The sequence below is a fragment of the Pseudomonas sp. R32 genome (assembly GCF_009866705.1).
Classification (GTDB): domain Bacteria; phylum Pseudomonadota; class Gammaproteobacteria; order Pseudomonadales; family Pseudomonadaceae; genus Aquipseudomonas; species Aquipseudomonas donghuensis.
Window position 1 is genome coordinate 3,178,813 of record NZ_CP019396.1, and the last position, 19,472, is coordinate 3,198,284.

General features: G+C 64.8%; 11 protein-coding genes. 9 read left to right on the forward strand and 2 right to left on the reverse strand.

What is annotated here, in order from left to right:
* The first annotated feature begins 23 nt into the window (after window positions 1-23).
* The 7 genes from PspR32_RS14785 (at window position 24) to PspR32_RS14815 (ending at window position 12,074) form a co-directional block, all read left to right on the forward strand.
* Window positions 24-1,793 (forward strand): ABC transporter ATP-binding protein, encoded by a 1,770-nt coding sequence (locus PspR32_RS14785; protein ID WP_159388778.1) that lies wholly within the window; start codon window positions 24-26, stop codon window positions 1,791-1,793.
* A complete protein-coding gene (locus tag PspR32_RS14790; RefSeq protein ID WP_159388779.1) occupies window positions 1,786-3,624 on the forward strand; it encodes an ABC transporter ATP-binding protein in 1,839 nt (612 codons plus the stop codon). The genes PspR32_RS14785 and PspR32_RS14790 overlap by 8 nt, the downstream gene beginning before the upstream one ends.
* Before the next feature lie 202 nt (window positions 3,625-3,826).
* Window positions 3,827-4,981, forward strand: a complete 1,155-nt coding sequence (locus tag PspR32_RS14795) for an LLM class flavin-dependent oxidoreductase (protein WP_010223680.1) — start codon at window positions 3,827-3,829, stop codon at window positions 4,979-4,981.
* Between the two features lie 12 nt (window positions 4,982-4,993).
* A complete protein-coding gene (locus PspR32_RS14800; protein WP_010223682.1) occupies window positions 4,994-6,034 on the forward strand; it encodes an ABC transporter substrate-binding protein in 1,041 nt (346 codons plus the stop codon).
* 30 nt (window positions 6,035-6,064) lie between these two features.
* Window positions 6,065-7,123: an ABC transporter substrate-binding protein gene (locus tag PspR32_RS14805; protein WP_010223683.1), complete on the forward strand. Its 1,059-nt coding sequence runs from the start codon at window positions 6,065-6,067 to the stop codon at window positions 7,121-7,123.
* 216 nt (window positions 7,124-7,339) lie between these two features.
* Window positions 7,340-9,577, forward strand: coding sequence for a TonB-dependent receptor (locus PspR32_RS14810; protein ID WP_159388780.1), 2,238 nt, complete (start codon window positions 7,340-7,342; stop codon window positions 9,575-9,577).
* 37 nt (window positions 9,578-9,614) lie between these two features.
* The gene (locus PspR32_RS14815) at window positions 9,615-12,074 is read left to right on the forward strand and encodes a TonB-dependent receptor plug domain-containing protein (RefSeq protein WP_159388781.1); all 2,460 of its coding nucleotides are present in this window, start codon (window positions 9,615-9,617) and stop codon (window positions 12,072-12,074) included.
* A gap of 98 nt (window positions 12,075-12,172) precedes the next feature.
* Here PspR32_RS14815 and nfuA read toward each other — a convergent pair whose 3' ends face one another.
* Both nfuA and PspR32_RS14825 read right to left on the reverse strand, forming a co-directional pair.
* The gene (gene nfuA, locus PspR32_RS14820; protein WP_010223686.1) at window positions 12,173-12,757 is read right to left on the reverse strand and encodes a Fe-S biogenesis protein NfuA; all 585 of its coding nucleotides are present in this window, start codon (window positions 12,755-12,757) and stop codon (window positions 12,173-12,175) included.
* Window positions 12,758-12,842: 85 nt separating this feature from the next.
* Window positions 12,843-15,143: a fatty acid cis/trans isomerase gene (locus PspR32_RS14825; protein WP_159388782.1), complete on the reverse strand. Its 2,301-nt coding sequence runs from the start codon at window positions 15,141-15,143 to the stop codon at window positions 12,843-12,845.
* 156 nt (window positions 15,144-15,299) lie between these two features.
* Between PspR32_RS14825 and metH the strand changes: the two genes are divergently transcribed.
* Window positions 15,300-19,007 (forward strand): methionine synthase, encoded by a 3,708-nt coding sequence (gene metH, locus PspR32_RS14830; RefSeq protein ID WP_159388783.1) that lies wholly within the window; start codon window positions 15,300-15,302, stop codon window positions 19,005-19,007.
* Window positions 19,008-19,159: 152 nt separating this feature from the next.
* Window positions 19,160-19,378: a DUF2970 domain-containing protein gene (locus PspR32_RS14835; RefSeq protein ID WP_010223692.1), complete on the forward strand. Its 219-nt coding sequence runs from the start codon at window positions 19,160-19,162 to the stop codon at window positions 19,376-19,378.
* The last annotated feature ends 94 nt before the right edge of the window (window positions 19,379-19,472 follow it).

A 19,472-nucleotide genomic window follows, 5' to 3' on the forward strand; every position in this document is an offset into this window, starting at 1 on the left:
TTTCCTTCTGCCGCGAGTCCTTCATGAGCCCTCGACACCCGCTGCTGCGCAGCCTGGCGATCTACCGCGAAATGCCCTGGCGTTTCGCTCTGGTCGCCGGGCTGTTCGTTTCCATCAACCTCGGGCTAGTCTGGCAGCAATGGCTGATCGGCCACGCCCTCAACGAGGTCAGCGCCGGCACGGCGGTGCAGCGCCTGGCCGATGGTAGCCTCGACAGCCAGCGCGCCTGGCGCTGGTTCTGGCTGATCCTCGGCGTGGCCCTCGGCCGGGCGCTGTTGCAGTACGCCGCCGCCATCGGCTCGCTGATCCTCGGCCAGGCATTGCTGACGCGCCTGCGCGAACGCCTGCTCGAACAGGTGTTGCGCCTGCACCTGGGCTATCACTGGCAGCATGGCATGGGCGAGATGGTCACCCGCACCACTCGCGATGCCGACAAGGTTCGCGATGCGCTGGTGAGCTTCTGGCGGCAATTGATCGAAACGCCGTTGGTGGTGCTGGCCACCGTCGGCCTGCTGGCCTGGTACGACCCGTTGCTGGCTCTCGGGCCGTTGCTGCTGACGGTGCTCGGGGTGTGGATTTTCGTCCTGCAGACCGAGCGCCTGGTGAGCCTCGACCGCGCGGTCGGCGCCGCCTACGACCGGGTCAACCAGGACCTGGCCGAAGGCATTGGCGCGGTGCGGGTGATCAAGTCGTTCGGCCTGCAGGCCCAGCGCATCGCCGGCTTCGAGCGCCAGGTTGTGCAGTTCAGCGCCCTGGCCCGCCAGGCCCTGGCCTACGCCAGCTCGCGGATACCGCTGCCGCAGGCGGTGGTGGCGCTGGGGCATGTGTGGATACTAGTGATGGGTGCACGATTGGTCGCAGAAGGCCGGATCGGCATTGGCGAACTGGTGACCTCGCTGCTGATCGCCACCACCCTGGTGTTTCGCATCGAAGGCATTGGCCGGGTGATGCAGACCTTCGCCGACGCCCGCGCCTCGGCCGGGCGTATCTGGCAGTTGCTGGATGCGCCGGCGCTGATTGTCGGCGGTAGTCAGCGCTTGCCCGAGGGGCCGTTAGGGCTGAGGCTCGAAGACGTCAGCGTGGCCGCCCCCGGCGGTGGCCAGGCGATCCTGCGCCACTGCGCCTTCGAGCTGGCACCCGGTGAAACCGTCGCCCTGGTCGGCGCTACCGGCACCGGCAAGAGCCTGCTGGCCAGCCTGTTGCCTCGCCTGACCGATGCTGCCGAAGGCCGTGTGCTGCTCGGCAACGCGCAATCCGGCTGGCAGGACATTCGCGACCTGGACCTGAGCGACCTGCGCCGGCGCGTGCATGTACTGCCCCAGGAGAGCTTCCTGTTTGCCGACAGCCTCGCCGCCAACCTGCGCCTGAGCGCCCCCGGCGCCAGCGGCCAGCAACTGCTCCAGGCCCTGCACCAGGCCGCCGCCGAGGATATCCTCGAACGCTTGCCCGATGGCCTCGACAGCCCGCTCGGCGATCGCGGCGTGACCCTCTCCGGCGGCCAGCGCCAGCGCTTGTGCCTGGCCCGGGCATTGCTCGCCGCGCCCGCCATTCTCTGCCTGGACGACGCCACCAGCGCCCTCGACGCGCACAGCGAAGGCCGAGTGCTGGACAACCTGCGCCGGCAACCACAGGCCACTACCCTGCTGTTGATCGCCAGCAAGGTTTCCACCGTGCAACGCGCCGACCGCGTGCTGCTGCTCGACAATGGCGCCATCGCCGACAGCGGTACCCACGCGCAACTGCTGCAACGCAACCCGACCTACCGTGACCTGCTGGGGATCGACCATGGCTAAGCCACTGCCGGGCAACGCCCTGAGCGATATCGAAATAGAAGAACTGCTGGCCAAAAAAGCCCTCGACCGCAGCATGTTCCAGCGCCTGCTGCCGTTGCTGCGGCCGGTGCGCAAGCAGATCGCCTGGGTGATTGGCCTGGAGCTGGTGCTGGTGTTCACCGTGTTCCTGCGCCCTTGGTTCGTCCGTGAACTGCTCGACCGCGGCCTGATCCACGACGGCAACCGCTGGCTGCTCGACCAGCCACTGGTGCTATGGCTGGGGTTGGGGCTTACGGCCAGTTGGCTGGGGCGTTTTCTACTTGCCGGGGTGTCGCAGTACATTGCCGGCAGCGCCGCCATCGGCGTGCTCAACCAGTTGCGGGTGCGGGTGTTTGCCCATGTCCAGGCCTTGAGCGTCGGCTACTTCGATCGCACCCGCGCCGGGCGCATCATTTCCCGCGCCGACCGCGACGTCGATGCCCTGGAGCCGCTGCTGATCCAGGGCCCGCCGGAGCTGCTCGGCGCCCTGCTGCGCTGCAGCCTGGCGGCCGTGATGCTGTGGCTGATCGAACCGCTGTTCTTCTTCAGCCTGATCGGTAGCGTGCCCTTGCTGCTGGCGGCGACCTGGGCCTTCAAGCGCATCGCCCAGCGCAACTGGGCCAAGGTCGCCGAACAGCGCAGCCGCTTTACCGCGCACCTGGTCGAGAGCGTCAGCGGCGTTCGCCTGTTGCAGCAGACCGGCCAGCAAGCGCCGAACCTGGCGCACTACCAGCAGTTGCTGCACGCCTTCAACAACGCGCTGATCGTCGGCAGTTTGCGCTCGGGCTGGTTCGCGCCCTTTACCGCCCTGCTCACCGCCGCCGGCATGGCGGTGCTGGTGCTGGTCGGCGGCTACAGCCTGGCCGCGGGCACCGTCACAGTCGGCCAGGTGGGCGAGAGCCTGTTCTACGTGATGCTGTTCCTCGGGCCATTGCAAGAGCTGACCGACCTGTTCGAACGCTACGCGACCGGTTCCGCCTCGGCCCAACGGATCTTCCTGTTGCTCGACACGGCGCCGCAGATCCTCGACCCGCTTACCCCGGTTGACCTGCCCCGGGCCCGTGGCGAGGTGCATTTTCAACAGGTGCAGTTTGCCTACCTGCCACAGCCGGCCCGGCCGGTGATCGACGGCCTGGACCTGCGCATTCATGCCGGTGAAGTGCTGGCGATCGTCGGCCCGTCCGGGCATGGCAAAAGTACCCTGGTGCAGTTGCTCACGCGCTTCTACGAAGTCGACCGGGGCGCAGTGACCCTCGATGGCGTCGATATCCGCCAGCTCAGCCAGCAACAGTTGCGCCGCCATGTGGGTGTGGTGCTGCAGGACAACGTACTGTTCAACGGCAGCATTCTCGACAACCTGCGCCTGGCCGCACCGGATGCCGAGGATCAAACCCTGATTGCTGCGGTGCGCGAGCTGGGTGCCGACGAGGTGCTGGAACGCCTGCCCCATCGCTACGACACCCAGGTCGGGCCGCTGGGTAGCCACCTGAGCCAGGGCCAGCGCCAGCTGGTGTGCCTGGTGCGGGCGTACCTGGCCGACCCGGCGGTGCTGGTGCTGGACGAGGCCACCTCGGCGGTCGACGTGCACACCGAGCGGCGCATCCAGCGGGCACTGCGGCGGCTGTGCGAGGGGCGCACGGCGATCATCATCGCCCACCGCCTGGCGACCATCCGCGATGCCGACCGGATCGTGCTGATTCGCGAGGGCAGGCTGGTGGAGCAAGGGCCGCATCAACAGTTGTTGGCCAGGGGTGGCGAATATGCGGCGTTGTACCGGCGCTATCAGCATGGTGCTGAACTGCAAGCTAGTTGAGGGCCTTTTCGCGGGGCAAGCCCGCTCCCACAGCCTGTGGGAGCGGGCTTGCCAGCGATGCTGTTGTGCTGCAACCGCCGCAGCCACTGCTGACCCGCTGCTGCCCTGGCAACACCCCTGCCCTCAACCCCCTGTAATTCCGGGCCCGCGCGGCGTGGCATGGGCGTTGCACCAGTGTCCTCACATTCACCGAGGAACAGCCATGAGCACCGAATTCTTCTGGCGTCTGCCCCTGGGCACCGACGGCCCGCAACTGAGCACCGACAAGCACAACCGCGGCAGCTTCAGCCACACGCCCGGGCATATCGCCCCCGGCCTGCTGCAGGACGGCAGCGCCGACGGTTTCACCTACATCGACTACATCGCCCAGGTGGCCAAGGCCGCGGAACTTGCAGGCTTCGAAGGCGCGCTGTTGCCCACCGGCCCCGAGCCGTGGATCGCCGCCGCGGCCCTGGCCCGGGAAACCCGCCGGCTGCGCTTTCTGATCGCCTTCCAGGCCACCTGGACCCTGCCCGCCTACGCCGCCCAGCAGGCGGCGATCCTCCAGCACCTGAGCCACGGGCGCCTGGACTGGAACATCATCACCGGCGGCAACCCGGCCAGCCAGCGCGCCCAGGGTGACTTTCTCGACCACGACCAACGCTACAAGCGTACCGGCGAGTTCCTCGACATCATCCAGGGTTTGTGGAGCAACGAGCGCTTCTCTTACGACGGCGACATCTACCGCCTGGAAAACGGCGCACTGCCGCCGCACCTGGGTAACGAACGCAAGCCAGGGGTGTACTTCTCCGGCTTCTCCGAGCCGGCACTAGAAGTCGCCGCCCGCCACGCCGACGTGTACCTGAACTGGGCCGAGCCGGTTGAGCAGCTCAAGCCGCACATCGAGCGGGTACGTGAGCTTGCCGACAAGCAAGGGCGCACGGTGCGCTTCGGTCTGCGGGTCGACCTGTTCGCGCGTGAAACCGAAGAAGCCGCCTGGCGCGACCTGCGCCGTCAGTTCGACAAGCTCGGAGGCAAGCCCAGCGCCGTCTCCACGGCCTTCACCAGCGCCAGCGACTCGGTCGGCGGTGCACGGCAAACCGCCTATCACCAGAACATCCAGCGCTTCGACGACCTGATCATCGGTCCCAACCTCTGGGCCGGATTCGCCAAGGCCAAGCCTGGGCCGACCGTGGGCCTGGTGGGCAGCCACGAGCACATTGCCGAGCGCCTGGCCGAGTACCGCGACGCCGGCTTTTCGACCTTCATCCTGGCCGGCAACCCGCACCTGGAAGAAGCCCTGCGCATCGGCCAAGAGGTGCTGCCGCTGGTGCGTCAGGCGCCGCCCGCCGCCCTGCCCCTGACCGCTACTGCCTGACCGGAGCCTGACATGAGCACACCCCTCGATACCCTCTGGTACACCCGCTGCCCGGTGCCCACGGGGCTGGGCATCGCCGTGCAGCAAGGCTGGTTACAGGACAGCCTGCGCAGCCTCGGCACCCAGGTGCAGTCGATCCGCGAGGCCGACGATGCTGCGGTGCGCGAGTCGCACTTCGATCACAGCCTGCGCCATTCGGTGCGCCATGGCGGCAGCATCCCGGCGATCTGGGCCCGCGCCCAAGGCCGTGCCACGCGCCTGATCGGGCTGTCCTGGGCCGATGAAGCGCAGTTGATCCTGACCCGCGCCGACAGCGGCATTCACAGCATCCAGCAGCTGGCTGGCAAGCGTTTCGGCTTGCCCGACCGCGCCCGCGCGCAGATCGACTTCACCCGCGCCCAGGCCCTGCGCGGGCTGGAAAACGCGCTGAAACTCGAAGGCTTGCAGGTCGGCGACTTGCAGCTGGTCAACTTCCGCTACGACAGCGGTTTCAGTGACAGCCCGGTGCGCGTTGTTGCCGGCAGCAGCGTGACCAGCAGTGAAGAAGCGCGCAATCTGGAATTGATCGGCCTGCTGCGCGGTGACGTCGATGCGATCTTTCTCAAGGGCGCCAGCGCCGTGCAGCAGGCCCATGATTTCGGTCTGCGCACATTACTGGACATCGGCGCCCACCCCGACCCGCTGATGCGCAGCAACAACGGCACGCCGCGCACCCTGACGGTCGACCAGGCGCTGCTCGACCAGCACCTGCCCGTCGCCACCCGGGTGCTCGACAGCGTGCTGCGCGCCGAAGCCTGGGCTCACCAGCACCCGGAGCAGACCCGCCGCTACCTGGCCCTGGAAACCAACAGCAGCGAGTACTGGGTCAGCCGCGCCTACGGCGAAGACGCCCACAAGCGCCTGCACACCGCCCTCGACGAACAGGCCATCGCCGCCCTGCAGGACTTCATTGCCTTCCTGCAGCGCTGGCGCTTTATCCGCACGGCGTTCGATGTGCGCCAATGGATCGACCGCCGCCCCATGGATGGGCTGCAGACCACACTGGCCGGCTAACCGGCCACTCTACAAGGACTGGAACCCACGATGAGTACACCCCTCGACACCCTCTGGTACACCCACAGCCCGGTGCCCACCGGCCTTGGCATCGCCGTGCAAAGCGGGCGCCTGGCCGAAGCCTTCCAGCCGCTGGGCACCTCGATACAGTCGCTGCGTGAATCCAGCGAGCGCGAAGTGCGCGAAGCCCATTACGACCATCACCTGCGCAACTCGGTGCGCCACGGCGGCAACATTCCGGCGATCTGGGCCTATGCCAGCGGCGTGCAGACCCGCGTGCTGGGCCTGAGCTGGGCCGATGAAGTGCAGTTGATCCTGACCACCGAAGACAGTGGCGTGCGCACGGTTCGCGACCTGAAGAACCGCCGCTTCGGCCTGCCGAAATGGGCCAACGTGCAGATCGACTTCACCCGCGCCCAGGCCCTGCGCGGGCTGGAGAACGCGCTGAAACTCGAAGGCCTGAGCGTGGCCGATGTCGAGCTGGTCGACTACCCCTATGGCGGCACTCACAGTGATGAACAGGTCACCCATGTGCATGGCGCAGCGGTGACCCTGGGGGTGAACCGGGTCAGCCGGCGCAACAACGAACTGATCGGCCTGCTGCGCGGGGATATCGATGCGATCTTCCTCAAGGGCGCCTCAGCGCTGCAACTGGCCCACGAGTTCGGCTTGCGGGTGGTGATCGACACCGGCTCCCACCCTGACCCGCTGATTCGTTCGAACAACGGTACGCCGCGCACCTTGACCGTGGATATCAACCTGCTGGAGCAGCACTTCGGTGCCTGCAAGCGCATCGTTGACGTGCTGCTGCGCACCGAGCAGTGGGCCTGGGCCAATGCCGATGAAACCCGGCGCTACCTGGCCCGTGAGCTGAACACCAGCGAGTATTGGGTGGCGGCGGCCTATGGCGAGGATGCCCATCGGCGCTTGCGCACCACGCTCGATAGCCGCTCGATCGAGGCGTTGCAGGATTTCACCGACTTTCTCCATCGCTGGGCCTTTATACCGCGGCGCTTCGATGTGCGTGAGTGGATTGATTTCAGGGTGCTGGAGGCGGTGATCGGCTCCACTTCGCGGGTGGCGACCTGAGGTTTTTTGGGGCTGCTTTGCAGCCCATCGCTGGCAAGCCAACTCCCACAGGGTTCGCGATTGCTGCTGGAGCAGCAGGCATTCCACACCGCCCTGCTGAATAGCTAACAGTCACCGCTAAAAAACCCAATAAAACCCTTTAAATACAGCATGTTATAAACATGGCACAAACCCTGCTCTATCCCCTTCAACTGCACATCCGGGGAGACCAGCAGCATGCACACACTTAACCCAATCGCCACAGGCATCGGCCTGAGCATCCTGCTGGCCAGCCAGTCGCAACTGCTCAGGGCCGACGACAGCACCACACCGGCCCTGAAGACCGTCACGGTCACCGCCCAGCACCGCGAAGAAACCCTGCAGGAAGTCCCTGTGGCGGTCACCGCCGTGCAAGGCAGCAGCATCACCGCCGACGGCGTTCGGGCCATGGGCGACATCACCACGTTCATCCCCAACGCTTCAGCGAAGAACCCCGACGGCGACGGCCGCCCGCGCTGGTACATCCGCGGCCTGGGCACCGGCGACACTGGCGCTGCCACCGTCTACCCGGTGGGCATCTACGCCGACGACGTCTACCTCAATGCGCCGGTGGCCGGCGGCGGCCCGCTGTTCGACCTGGAGCGCATCGAGATCCTGCGCGGCCCGCAAGGCACCCTGTACGGCAAGAACACCACCGCTGGTGCAGTGAACATCATCTCCAAGAAGCCGGGCTTCGAGACCGACGGCTTTGGCACAATCGGTTTTGGCAGCAAGAACGAGCGCATCCTCAGTGGTGCCATCGGTGGCGCGCTGGTCGATGAGCGCCTGGCCGCACGGGTGTCGCTGTACTCCGAAGAGCGCGATGGCTTCACCCACAACCTGAGCAACGACCAGACCTACGGCGACGTCAACAAGAAGGCGGTGCGCGTGCAGTTTCTGGCCAAGCTCAACCCCGACCTGGAAGCGCTGTGGAAGATCCACGGCCGCCAGTTCAAGGGCGATGGCAGCAGCGGTTCGCTAACGCTCGGCCGCTACTACAACGTCGGTTACCAGCGCCCGGAAGGCCGGCGCATCGAGCTGAACGTCGATGAAGATGCCAAGCTCGACCACAACGGCACCTCGCTGACCCTGAACTGGGACATCGGCGACTACACGCTGACCTCGATCAGCGCCTACGACTACATCCGCAACCAGCAGCTCAGCGACGCCGACTACACCCCCTATGAAGTCAACGGCGCCGCCGACAGCGACAACCGCTACGACCAGTATTCCCAGGAGTTTCGCCTGGCCTCGCCGCAGCAGGAAACCCTGCGCTGGATGCTCGGCGCCCACTACTTCCACGAAACCCTCGACAGCAGCGCCCTGCGCACCGTCACCCCGGGGCCGACGCCCAATGGTACGGGCTCCAACCAGACTGGCGGTGTGGTGGACTTTCGCGACCTGAGCTACACCCACAAGACCGACAGCTACGCGCTGTTCGGCAACCTGGCTTACGACGTCACCGACAACCTGACGGTGACCGGCGGCCTGCGCTGGACCACCGAGAAAAAGGACATCGACCTGGACCTGGTGCAACTGACCCGCGCCACCGCCAACGGCCCGCTGATCCCGCTGACCGCCAACGGCAGCAACGGCTCCCAGGAAGAAGCCAAGCGCTGGGATGCCTGGACCTACGACCTGACCCCCGAGTACCGCATCAATGACAACCTGCGGGTGTTCTTGCGCTACGCCCATGGCTTTCGTTCCGGTGGGTTCAACACCGGGCTGTCGACCAGCCTCGCGCAGTTGACCACGGTCGATCCGGAAGAGCTGGACGCCTACGAGCTGGGGCTTAAATCCGAATGGCTCGACCATCGCCTGACGGTCAACGCCAACCTGTTCTACTACGACTACCAGGACATCCAGGTCAACCTGCTGACGGTCAACAACGGCATCCTCACCACGGCGCTGACCAACGGTGCCAAGGGCAAGGTCAAGGGCGCCGAGCTCGAAATCGAGGGCCAGCCAACCGACGCCCTGCACCTGCGCGCGGCGCTGTCGTTCCTCGACACCGAATACACCGACTTCAAGAACACCAACCCCACCACCGGTGCTGTCACCGCCGACTACAGCGGCAACAGTTTCGTGCGTTCGCCGCGCTACGTGGTGTCGCTGGGTGGCGACTACACCATCCCGCTGGAAGTCGGCGGCAAGCTGGTGGCCGGTGCCGATGTCAGCTTCCGTGACCGCGAGTACTTCCTCGCCGATCGCCAGAGCAGCGCCGACCAGCCCCTCAACCAGCCGCACTACACCCTGGCCAATACCCGCCTGACCTGGTTCAGCCCGGATGAAAAGCTCAGCGTCACCGGTTTCGTCAACAACCTCACCGACCGCCGCTACCAGGTCCACGGCCGCCCCAACGGCACCGCCGGCCAGTACGTGATCACCTATGGCGACCCGCGCACCGTGGGCCTGAGTGTCACCAGCCGGTTCTGATCGCTGCACCTTTTGCGCCTTACAGGAGTCTGTTCCCATGTTCCGACCTACCCCCAAGGCCAGCGCCATCGCGCTGGTCATCGGCGGCTTCGGCGCGCCCGGCGTTTACGCCCAGGCGCCGGGCGCCAGCGACAGCAAGCTCGACACCGTGGTGGTGGTCGGCACCCGCCGCAGCGATGTCACCGCCCTGGAAAGCGCCGCCCCGGTGGATGTGCTCAGCGCCGAGCAGTTGCAGGAAACCGGCGCGCAGGATTTGTCCGGTGCGCTCACTGCGCTGTCGCCGTCGTTCAGCTTCCCGCAGTCGCCGCAAGGGGCCTTTGCCGGCTCCATTGCCCAGGGCGCTTCGTTGCGCGGCCTGGCCTCCGACCAGGTGCTGGTGCTGGTCAACGGCAAGCGCCGCCACAGCAGTGCCAACGTCACCCGCCAGGGCCTGGCCAACGGCCGCGGTGCGGCGGCGGTGGACTTGAGCCTGATCCCGCTCAGCGCCATCTCGCGGGTGGAGATCCTGCGTGATGGCGCCGCTGCCCAGTACGGCTCGGATGCCATCGCCGGGGTGATCAATATCGTGCTCAAGGAGAACGACGCCGGCGGCAACATCGGCTATCGTTTTGGCGGCTACGCCAAGGGCGACGGCCTGCAGCGCAAGCTCAGCGGCTGGAAGGGCCTGGCCCTGCCCAACGATGGTTTTCTCAACCTGAGTTTCGACGCCGGCAGCCAGGACCCGGCCAGCGACACCCGCCCGGACAACCGGATCTTTTACCCAGGCTCCCCCAGCATCAACAGCGAGCGCGAACAGAACAACCGCTACCGCACCTGGAACTGGGGCTCGGGCAATGTCTGCGACCAGTACAACCTGGTGGCCAACAGCGAGCTCGGCATCGGCGACGGCCTGACCGCCTACGGCTTTGCCACCTACGCGCACAAGAACACCGACGCCGAAGGCTTCTTCGACCCGCCGACAACCCTGCGCAACAACTACGGCAGCGTGGCCCTGCAGCGCTACCCGGACGGTCGTTTGCCGATCACCCGCTACAACCTTGAAGACTATGCCGTGACCGGTGGCGTGCGTTACGAAGACGATCAACTGGGCAAGTTCGACCTGGCGGCCAACTACGGCAACGACACGCTCAAGTCCACCGACCGCAATGCCATCAACCCCAGCTGGGGCAACGCCAGCCCGCAGAAGATCTACACCGGCGAGCGCGAGAACGAACAGACCAACCTGACCCTGGACTGGGTCCGCGACTTCCCTACCGACCTGCTGGCCAAGCCGCTGACCCTGTCGGCGGGCCTGGCCTGGCGCAAGGAGCACTACAGCCTGAGTGCCGGCGAAGCGGCTGGCTGGCAGAACGGGCCGCTGTTCAACACGCTCGACCCACTGAGTGGCCGGCGCATTCCCGGTTACTACGCAGGTATCACCCAGGTCGATGCCGCGTCGCTTGAGCGCAAGGTGTTCGGTGCCTATGTCGATGTCGAAGGGCAGATCACCGACAAGTTCCAGGCCGGGGTTGCGGTGCGTTCCGAGCATTATTCGGACTTTGGCGACACCACCAACGGCAAGCTTTCGCTGCGCTACGACTTCACCCCGCAAATCGCCGCACGCGGCAGCATCAGTTCCGGTTACCGCGCGCCATCGCTGGTGCAGAGCGGTTTGTCGTCGTTCAGCGTGCAGGTGGTCGAACAGCCTTCAGGCAGCGGCAACTGGGTCGAAGTACAGCAGCGCACCCTGCGCGCCGACAGCCCGGAGGCGGCCTTGCTCGGTGGCCGCGCATTGAAGCCCGAGGAGTCCACCAACCTGTCCCTGGGCCTGGTCTGGCGCCCGCTGAGCAACGCTTCGGTGACCCTGGATGCCTACCGCATCGATATCGACAACCGCATCACCCTCTCCGACCAGTTGCCCAGCAACGTGGTCGGGCCGATCTTTGCCGGCACGCCCTACGCCAACATCCAGAGCGCGGCGTTCTACACCAACATCGCCGACACCCGCACCGACGGCCTGGAACTGGCGGGGCAATACCAGTGGGACTTGCAGCAGTTTGGCCGGCTCAACCTCAACGCAGGCGTTGCCAAGACCCGCACGCGAATCACCGAGCTGCGCGATGTCGGCGGTATCAGCGGCGAGCAGATCGTCGGCCGCGCCACCCAGGGCCTGATCGAACACGGCACGCCGGAAGACAAGCTGACCTTGAGCGCCAACTGGCTGTACGAGAACTGGGGCGTGACCCTGACCCAGCGCCGTTATGGCCAGTGGCAGAGCCTGAACAGCAGCAACCCGAACCTGGACCAGACCTTCAGCCCGCAGTGGATCACCGACCTGGACCTGAGCTACAGCTTCGACCAGGGGCTGAAACTGTCGGTGGGCGCGATCAACCTGTTCGACAGCCATCCGGACAAGCTCGAAGGGCCGCAGTTGTACGGGGTGCCGAAGTATTCGATTACGTCGCCGGAGGGGGCGCAGGGGGCGTTTTACTATGCGAGTGTCAGTTATGACTTTTGAGGCTTGAAGACCGCCATCGCTGGCAAGCCAGCTCCCACAGGTACAGCATGCACCGAACCTTGTGGGAGCTGGCTTGCCAGCGATGGGGCCCTATGGAGCTAGTAGTAGGCGTTCTCTTTCTGACTGTGGTCAGTCACATCACGCACACCCTTGAGTTGCGGAATACGCTCGAGCAAGGTCCGCTCGATGCCTTCCTTCAAGGTCACGTCGGCCTGGCCGCAGCCCTGGCAACCGCCACCGAACTGCAGCACGGCAATACCGTCCTCGACCACTTCGATCAGGCTGACCTGGCCGCCGTGGCTGGCCAGCCCCGGGTTGATCTCGGTTTGCAGGTAGTAGTTGATACGCTCGTTGATCGGGCTGTCTTCGTTGACCATCGGCACCTTGGCGTTCGGCGCCTTGATGGTCAGCTGGCCGCCCATGCGGTCGGTGGCGTAGTCGACCACGGCGTCCTCGAGAAACGGCACGCTGACCGCGTCGAGGTAGGCGGTGAAGGATTTAAGGCCCACCGCTTGGTCTTCCGGCTTCTCTTCGCCCGGCTTGCAGTAGGCAATGCAGGTCTCGGCGTAGGTGGTGCCCGGTTGGGTAATAAAAATGCGAATGCCAATACCCGGGGTGTTCTGCTTTTCCAGCAGATCGGCCAGGTAATCGTGCGCGGCGTCGGTAATAGTTATGGCGCTCATGGAAGTTCCTCACAGACTTGTCGGCAGTTTACGCCAACCTGGCCGCCGAACAAAGTCCTAGTAATTCTGTCGGAAAAGATCATGTTCAGAGATTCTCGTAGCGGTTCATGTCGAGCACGCCCGACTCTACCGGCTCGGTCTCCTTGATGTAGCTGTCGAGGTCATGGAAGTACTGCCAGAACTGCGGATGGCTGCGACGCACGCCCCAGCGCATGACAATACGCTCGAACTTGGCGGTGTCATCACGGGCCGCTTCCAGGTCCTCGACGATCTCCGGCACATCACTGGCCGGGACGTTGAAGATGAAGTTCGGGTAGCTGCTGAGCACGCCCGGCACCAGGGTCAGGGTGTCCAGGCCCGGCTGGTAACGGTAGGCCTCGCCGAGCATGAAGGCGACGTTGCTGTGGGCGCGGTTGCGCAGCAGGCTGTAGACCTGGCGCTGGCCGCCCGGCCCTTCGATGCGCAGCATGGTCGCTTCCGGCAACTGGTTGATCACCTTGAGGCCGGCCGCCGGGCGTGATACCAGGCGGCTCAGGGCCTGTTCGACATCGCGGAACGCTTCGCTCATCTGCGGGCGCGAGCAGTAGGCACCCTGGCAGCGGTTGATCGGGTCGGGCGTGGCATTGAGGCTGCCGGTACGCTGAATCAGCTTGAGGCCGAAGTCGCGTTTGGGGTCGCGTTTATCCAGCTTCAGCGCGCTCGGGGTGTCGGTGTCGATGTCCTCATAGTCCATCCACATCTTCACCTTGCCGCTGTTCTGGTACCAGTCGCCGAGGATCGCAGCACGGGCATCGGCCGGCATCAGGCGCAGGAAGTTGACCTCGGCGCCATTGCGGATCAGGTCGAAGTACAGCCGCGTCTGCGCCTGGTGCGAGACGTTGCCATAGACGTCGAAGTTGACCGCCAGCTGGTAATAGGTGCGCTCGAACAGCGGGTAGTCGAACAGCCAGATGGTCTTCGGCACGTCACCGATCAGGCCCTTGCTCACCGAGGCGCTGTCGAAGTGGCGGAAGATGGTCAACAGCGCGTTGTCATTACCGGCCCACAGGGTCGACCAGCTCGGCGGCGGGACTTCGGCATAGGCATCGCGGCGCAGCTTTTCGTACTCGTTGCGCTTGTCGCGGTAGGCATGCCAGAGGGTCAGGATGCTGCCGACGTCGTCGATCTGCCCGGGCATGGCCAGCAGCGGCGTGGCCTGGCCGCGATACTCGGCATCGGTCAGGTAGCGGTCGTGGGCCGGTTCCTGGAACAGCGTCCAGAAGTTGTCGCGGATCACGTCGGTGGCGATCTGGCCACGGCACACCGGGCCACGGATGAAGGTGCGTACGAAGTACTCGGCGTTATCGAGCATGAACTGGTAGCGGGCCACCGCCGGAATCGCTTCGAAGGTCTCGAACGGGTTGGCACGGTGGCGCGGGCCATAGCCGGGCAGCGCATTGGCGTGCCAGTCGCCGCTGTAGAACAGCTGCTTGACGCGCTTGAGCTTCTGCGGGCCCATCGGGTAGGTGATGTGGGTTTTATGCACGATCACGCCCTGCACCGGCATCAGCCGGTAATAGAAGTCGGTGCCCGGCGGGTCATTGGGCCGGCGCGTGGCGATCAGGTCGATCGGCTGGCCGCTTGGCGTGCGCGATCGCACCCACTGGAAGAAGTGCCCCTGCTCGCCACCGACAAAATGAATGTGGGCCAGGAACAGGTGCTCGTACAGCCAGCGGCCGACCAGCGCTTCGGTCGAACCCGGGCGGTTGAGCAGCGCCTCCCAGTCGGCGATCTGCGCGGCCTCTTTGGCGCTCGGCTGGATCGGGTTGTGCTCCACCGGCGCACCGGCCGCCAGCCAGCGTTGCAGGGTCTGGTACTGGGCATCGGTGAGGCCGGTGACCGCCAGCGGCATGCCCTCTTTCGGGTGTGCGCCGGCATAGGCGTCGAACTCGCCGGGCAGCGGGCACATGTTGTTGCGGTTCAGGCCCAGGACGATCTCCTCGGGCAGCTTGGCGTTGGGCGTCAGCGGGGTCTTGTGCCCCAGTTCGAGCATCCGCGCCATCAGCGCAGCCTGGCTGCCCTGGTTGTCGAGTACCGAGTAAAAGCCCTTGCGCTGCCAGGCTTGCGTGCTGTTGGCGTCGTAGAACAGCCGCGTCGGCGCCACCGCCGTGCTGCGGTCGCCCTGGTACACCGGCACTTTCGAAGCGCCCCGCGAGGCACCCTCGGCACTGCCCAGGTTCAGCTGGCAGGCCGCGTCGTTGCAGGCGTGGCAGGCCACGCATTTCTCGGTAAAGATCGGTTGGATGTCCCGGGTATACGAAATAGCCGAGCTTGATTGAGGGGCTTGCCCCAACGCCACGCCGCTGATGAACAGAGCGAAAGCGCCGGCAAGTAAGCGATGCACCATGTGCCGAATGTCCTGGGTATTGATAGCTTCACGATTCTACCGGTGCTGGCGGCGTGCCAACATGAATGAAATTCATGTAAATCTTCAACACGTCTAAAAACCGCGCAGCTTTGTTATTATTCCGCAACTTTTGTTTTTGCCCGACCAGGTAGTCCTATGTCTGACCGCAGCGCTCGTTTCCAAGCACTTCAGCAAGCACTCAAAGAGCGCATCCTGATTCTCGATGGCGGCATGGGTACTATGATCCAAAGCTACCGCCTCGAGGAACACGACTATCGTGGCACGCGCTTCGCCGATTGGCCAAGCGATGTCAAAGGCAACAACGACCTGTTGCTGCTGTCGCGCCCCGACGTCATCGCCGCTATCGAGAAAGCCTACCTGGACGCCGGCGCCGACATTCTCGAAACCAACACCTTCAACGCCACGCAGATTTCCCAGGCCGACTACGGCATGGAAGCACTGGTCTACGAGCTCAACGTGCAAGGCGCGCGCGTCGCCCGCCAGGTGGCCGACGCCAAGACCCTCGAGACGCCGGACAAACCACGCTTCGTTGCCGGCGTACTCGGCCCGACCAGCCGCACCTGCTCGATTTCCCCCGACGTCAACGACCCGGGCTACCGCAACGTCACCTTCGATGTGTTGGTAGAAAACTACATCGAGGCCACCCGCGGCCTGATCGAGGGCGGCGCCGACCTGATCCTGATCGAAACCATCTTCGACACCCTCAACGCCAAGGCGGCGATCTTCGCCGTGCAGCAGGTGTTCGAGGAGGACGGCGTCGAACTGCCGATCATGATCTCCGGGACCATCACCGACGCCTCCGGCCGGACCCTGTCGGGGCAGACCACCGAAGCCTTCTGGAACTCGGTGCGCCACGCCAACCCGATCTCCGTGGGCCTGAACTGCGCCCTCGGCGCCAAGGACCTGCGCCCCTACCTCGAAGAGCTGTCGACCAAGGCCGGCACGCATGTCTCGGCGCACCCCAACGCCGGCCTGCCGAACGCCTTCGGTGAATACGACGAAACCCCGGCCGAGATGGCCGTGGTGGTCGAAGAGTTCGCCGCCAGCGGCTTTTTGAACATCATTGGCGGTTGCTGCGGCACCACCCCCGGGCATATCCAGGCAATTGCCGAAGCGGTGGCCAAGTACCCGCCACGGGCCATTCCGGACATCCCCAAGGCGTGCCGGTTGTCGGGCCTGGAGCCGTTCACCATCGACCGCAATTCGTTGTTCGTCAACGTCGGTGAACGCACCAACATCACCGGTTCCGCCAAGTTCGCCCGGCTGATCCGCGAAGAGAACTACACCGAAGCCCTGGAAGTCGCCCTGCAGCAGGTCGAGGCCGGCGCCCAGGTGATCGACATCAACATGGACGAAGGGATGCTCGATTCCCAGGCAGCCATGGTCAAGTTCCTCAACCTGATCGCCGGCGAGCCGGACATCTCCCGCGTACCGATCATGATCGACTCCTCCAAATGGGACGTGATCGAAGCGGGCCTCAAATGCATCCAGGGCAAGGGCATCGTCAACTCGATCTCGATGAAAGAAGGCGTCGAGGCCTTCAAGCATCACGCCAAGCTGTGCAAGCGCTACGGCGCCGCCGTGGTAGTGATGGCCTTCGACGAGGTCGGCCAGGCCGACACCGCTGCGCGCAAACGCGAGATCTGCCAGCGCAGCTACGACATCCTGGTCAATGAAGTGGGCTTCCCGCCGGAAGACATCATCTTCGACCCGAACATCTTCGCCGTCGCCACCGGCATCGAAGAGCACAACAACTACGCCGTCGACTTCATCGAAGCCTGCGCCTACATCCGCGACCATCTGCCCTACGCCCTGACCTCGGGCGGGGTATCCAACGTGTCGTTCTCGTTCCGCGGCAACAACCCGGTGCGCGAGGCGATCCACTCGGTGTTCCTCTACCACGCGATCCAGAATGGCCTGACCATGGGTATCGTCAACGCCGGCCAGCTGGAGATCTACGACGAAATCCCGCCAGCCTTGCGCGAGAAGGTCGAGGACGTGGTGCTCAACCGCACCCCGCACGGCACCGACGCCCTGCTCGCTATCGCCGACGACTACAAGGGCGGTGGCGCGGTCAAGGAAGTCGAGAACGAAGAATGGCGCTCACTGCCAGTCGACAAGCGCCTGGAACACGCGTTGGTCAAAGGCATCACTGCCTTTATCGTCGAAGACACCGAAGAATGCCGCCAGCAGTGCGCGCGCCCCATCGAGGTGATTGAAGGCCCGCTGATGAGCGGCATGAACGTGGTCGGTGACCTGTTCGGCGCCGGCAAGATGTTCCTGCCCCAGGTGGTCAAGTCCGCGCGGGTAATGAAGCAGGCGGTGGCCCATCTGATTCCGTTCATCGAAGCGGAAAAAGGCGACAAGCCCGAAGCCAAGGGCAAGATCCTCATGGCCACGGTCAAGGGCGACGTGCACGACATCGGCAAGAACATCGTCGGCGTGGTGCTCGGCTGCAACGGCTATGACATCGTCGACCTTGGGGTCATGGTCCCGGCCGAGAAGATCCTGCAGACCGCCCGCGAGCAGAAGTGCGACATCATCGGCCTGTCCGGGCTGATCACCCCGTCGCTGGACGAGATGGTCCATGTTGCCCGTGAGATGCAGCGCCAGGACTTCCACCTGCCGCTGATGATCGGCGGCGCCACCACCTCCAAGGCGCACACGGCGGTGAAAATCGAGCCCAAATACAGCAACGACGCGGTGATCTACGTCACCGACGCCTCGCGTGCCGTGGGGGTCGCCACCCAGTTGCTGTCCAAGGAGCTCAAGCCGGGCTTCGTCGAAAAGACCCGCCAGGACTACGTTGAAGTCCGCGAGCGCACCGCCAACCGCAGCGCCCGCACCGAGCGCCTGAGCTACGAGCAGTCGATTGCCGCCAAGCCGAAATATGACTGGGCCGCTTATCAGCCGGTGGTACCGAGCTTCACCGGCGTCAAAGTGCTGAAGGACATCGACCTCAAGGTGCTGGCCGCCTACATCGACTGGACGCCGTTCTTCATTTCCTGGGACCTGGCCGGCAAGTACCCGCGCATCCTCACCGACGAAGTGGTCGGCGAAGCGGCCGCCGCGCTGTTCAAGGATGCCCAGGAGGTGCTCGCCAAGCTGATCGACGAGAAGCTGATCAGCGCCCGCGCGGTGTTCGGTTTCTGGCCGGCCAACCAGGTCAACCATGACGACATCGAAGTCTATGGCGCCGACGGCCAGCCGCTGGCACAACTGCACCACCTGCGCCAGCAGACCATCAAGCCGGACAACAAGCCGAACTTCTCCCTGGCCGACTTCGTTGCGCCAAAAGAGACCGGCATCACCGATTACGTCGGTGGCTTCATCACCACCGCCGGCATCGGCGCCGAGGAAGTGGCCAAGGCTTACCAGGACAAGGGCGACGACTACAACTCGATCATGGTCAAGGCCCTCGCCGACCGCCTGGCCGAGGCCTGCGCCGAGTGGCTGCATGAACAGGTGCGGAAAAACTACTGGGGTTATGCCAAGGACGAGCACCTGGACAACGAGGCGCTGATCAAGGAGCAGTACGCGGGTATCCGCCCTGCCCCGGGCTACCCGGCCTGCCCGGACCACACCGAGAAGGAAACCCTGTTCCGCCTGCTCGACGGCACCGCCATCGGCGAAACCGGCCCCAGCGGCGTGTTCCTCACCGATCACTTCGCCATGTTCCCGGCGGCGGCGGTCAGCGGCTGGTACTTCGCTCACCCGCAGGCGCAGTACTTTGCCGTGGGCAAGATCGACAAGGACCAGGTGCAGAGCTACACGGTGCGCAAGGGGCAGGACCTGAGCGTAAGCGAGCGCTGGCTGGCGCCTAACCTTGGCTATGACAACTGAAGCTGCAAGCTGCAAGCCACAAGCTGCAAGAGGGCGCATCAGCCTCTTGTAGCTTGTAGCTTGTAGCTTGTAGCTTGCAGCTTGCAGCTTGCAGCTTGCAGCTTGCAGCTTCCGTCTACACTGGGGGAGATGCCTTCTATAAGGAGCCCCTCATGGACGAACCCGCCCAAGGCAAACCCCCAACCTTCTGGCAGATGCTGCAAAGCATCCTGGCGGCGGCGTTCGGGGTGCAAAGCGGCAAGAACCGCGCCCGCGACTTCAACCACGGCAAGGCCAGCCACTTTATTGCGCTGGGCACCGTGTTCACCTTGCTTTTCATTCTGGTACTGATCGGGCTGGTGCAACTGGCCATGCACCTTACCGCCCGCTAAACAGCAGTCCGCCCGCAGATATCCCTTCTGCGGGCGGTTCACTGTTACCCATCGCGTGATGTCACTGGTGGCTGACCCAATACACGGCGGTCAC

What these genes read in the sequence shown, in the direction of transcription:
- PspR32_RS14785 (WP_159388778.1), top strand. Translation starts at nt 24, where the DNA reads ATGAGCCCTCGACACCCGCTGCTGCGCAGCCTGGCGATCTACCGCGAA.
- PspR32_RS14790 (WP_159388779.1), top strand. Translation starts at nt 1,786, where the DNA reads ATGGCTAAGCCACTGCCGGGCAACGCCCTGAGCGATATCGAAATAGAA.
- PspR32_RS14795 (WP_010223680.1), top strand. Translation starts at nt 3,827, where the DNA reads ATGAGCACCGAATTCTTCTGGCGTCTGCCCCTGGGCACCGACGGCCCG.
- PspR32_RS14800 (WP_010223682.1), top strand. Translation starts at nt 4,994, where the DNA reads ATGAGCACACCCCTCGATACCCTCTGGTACACCCGCTGCCCGGTGCCC.
- PspR32_RS14805 (WP_010223683.1), top strand. Translation starts at nt 6,065, where the DNA reads ATGAGTACACCCCTCGACACCCTCTGGTACACCCACAGCCCGGTGCCC.
- PspR32_RS14810 (WP_159388780.1), top strand. Translation starts at nt 7,340, where the DNA reads ATGCACACACTTAACCCAATCGCCACAGGCATCGGCCTGAGCATCCTG.
- PspR32_RS14815 (WP_159388781.1), top strand. Translation starts at nt 9,615, where the DNA reads ATGTTCCGACCTACCCCCAAGGCCAGCGCCATCGCGCTGGTCATCGGC.
- nfuA (WP_010223686.1), bottom strand. Translation starts at nt 12,757, where the DNA reads ATGAGCGCCATAACTATTACCGACGCCGCGCACGATTACCTGGCCGAT.
- PspR32_RS14825 (WP_159388782.1), bottom strand. Translation starts at nt 15,143, where the DNA reads ATGGTGCATCGCTTACTTGCCGGCGCTTTCGCTCTGTTCATCAGCGGC.
- metH (WP_159388783.1), top strand. Translation starts at nt 15,300, where the DNA reads ATGTCTGACCGCAGCGCTCGTTTCCAAGCACTTCAGCAAGCACTCAAA.
- PspR32_RS14835 (WP_010223692.1), top strand. Translation starts at nt 19,160, where the DNA reads ATGGACGAACCCGCCCAAGGCAAACCCCCAACCTTCTGGCAGATGCTG.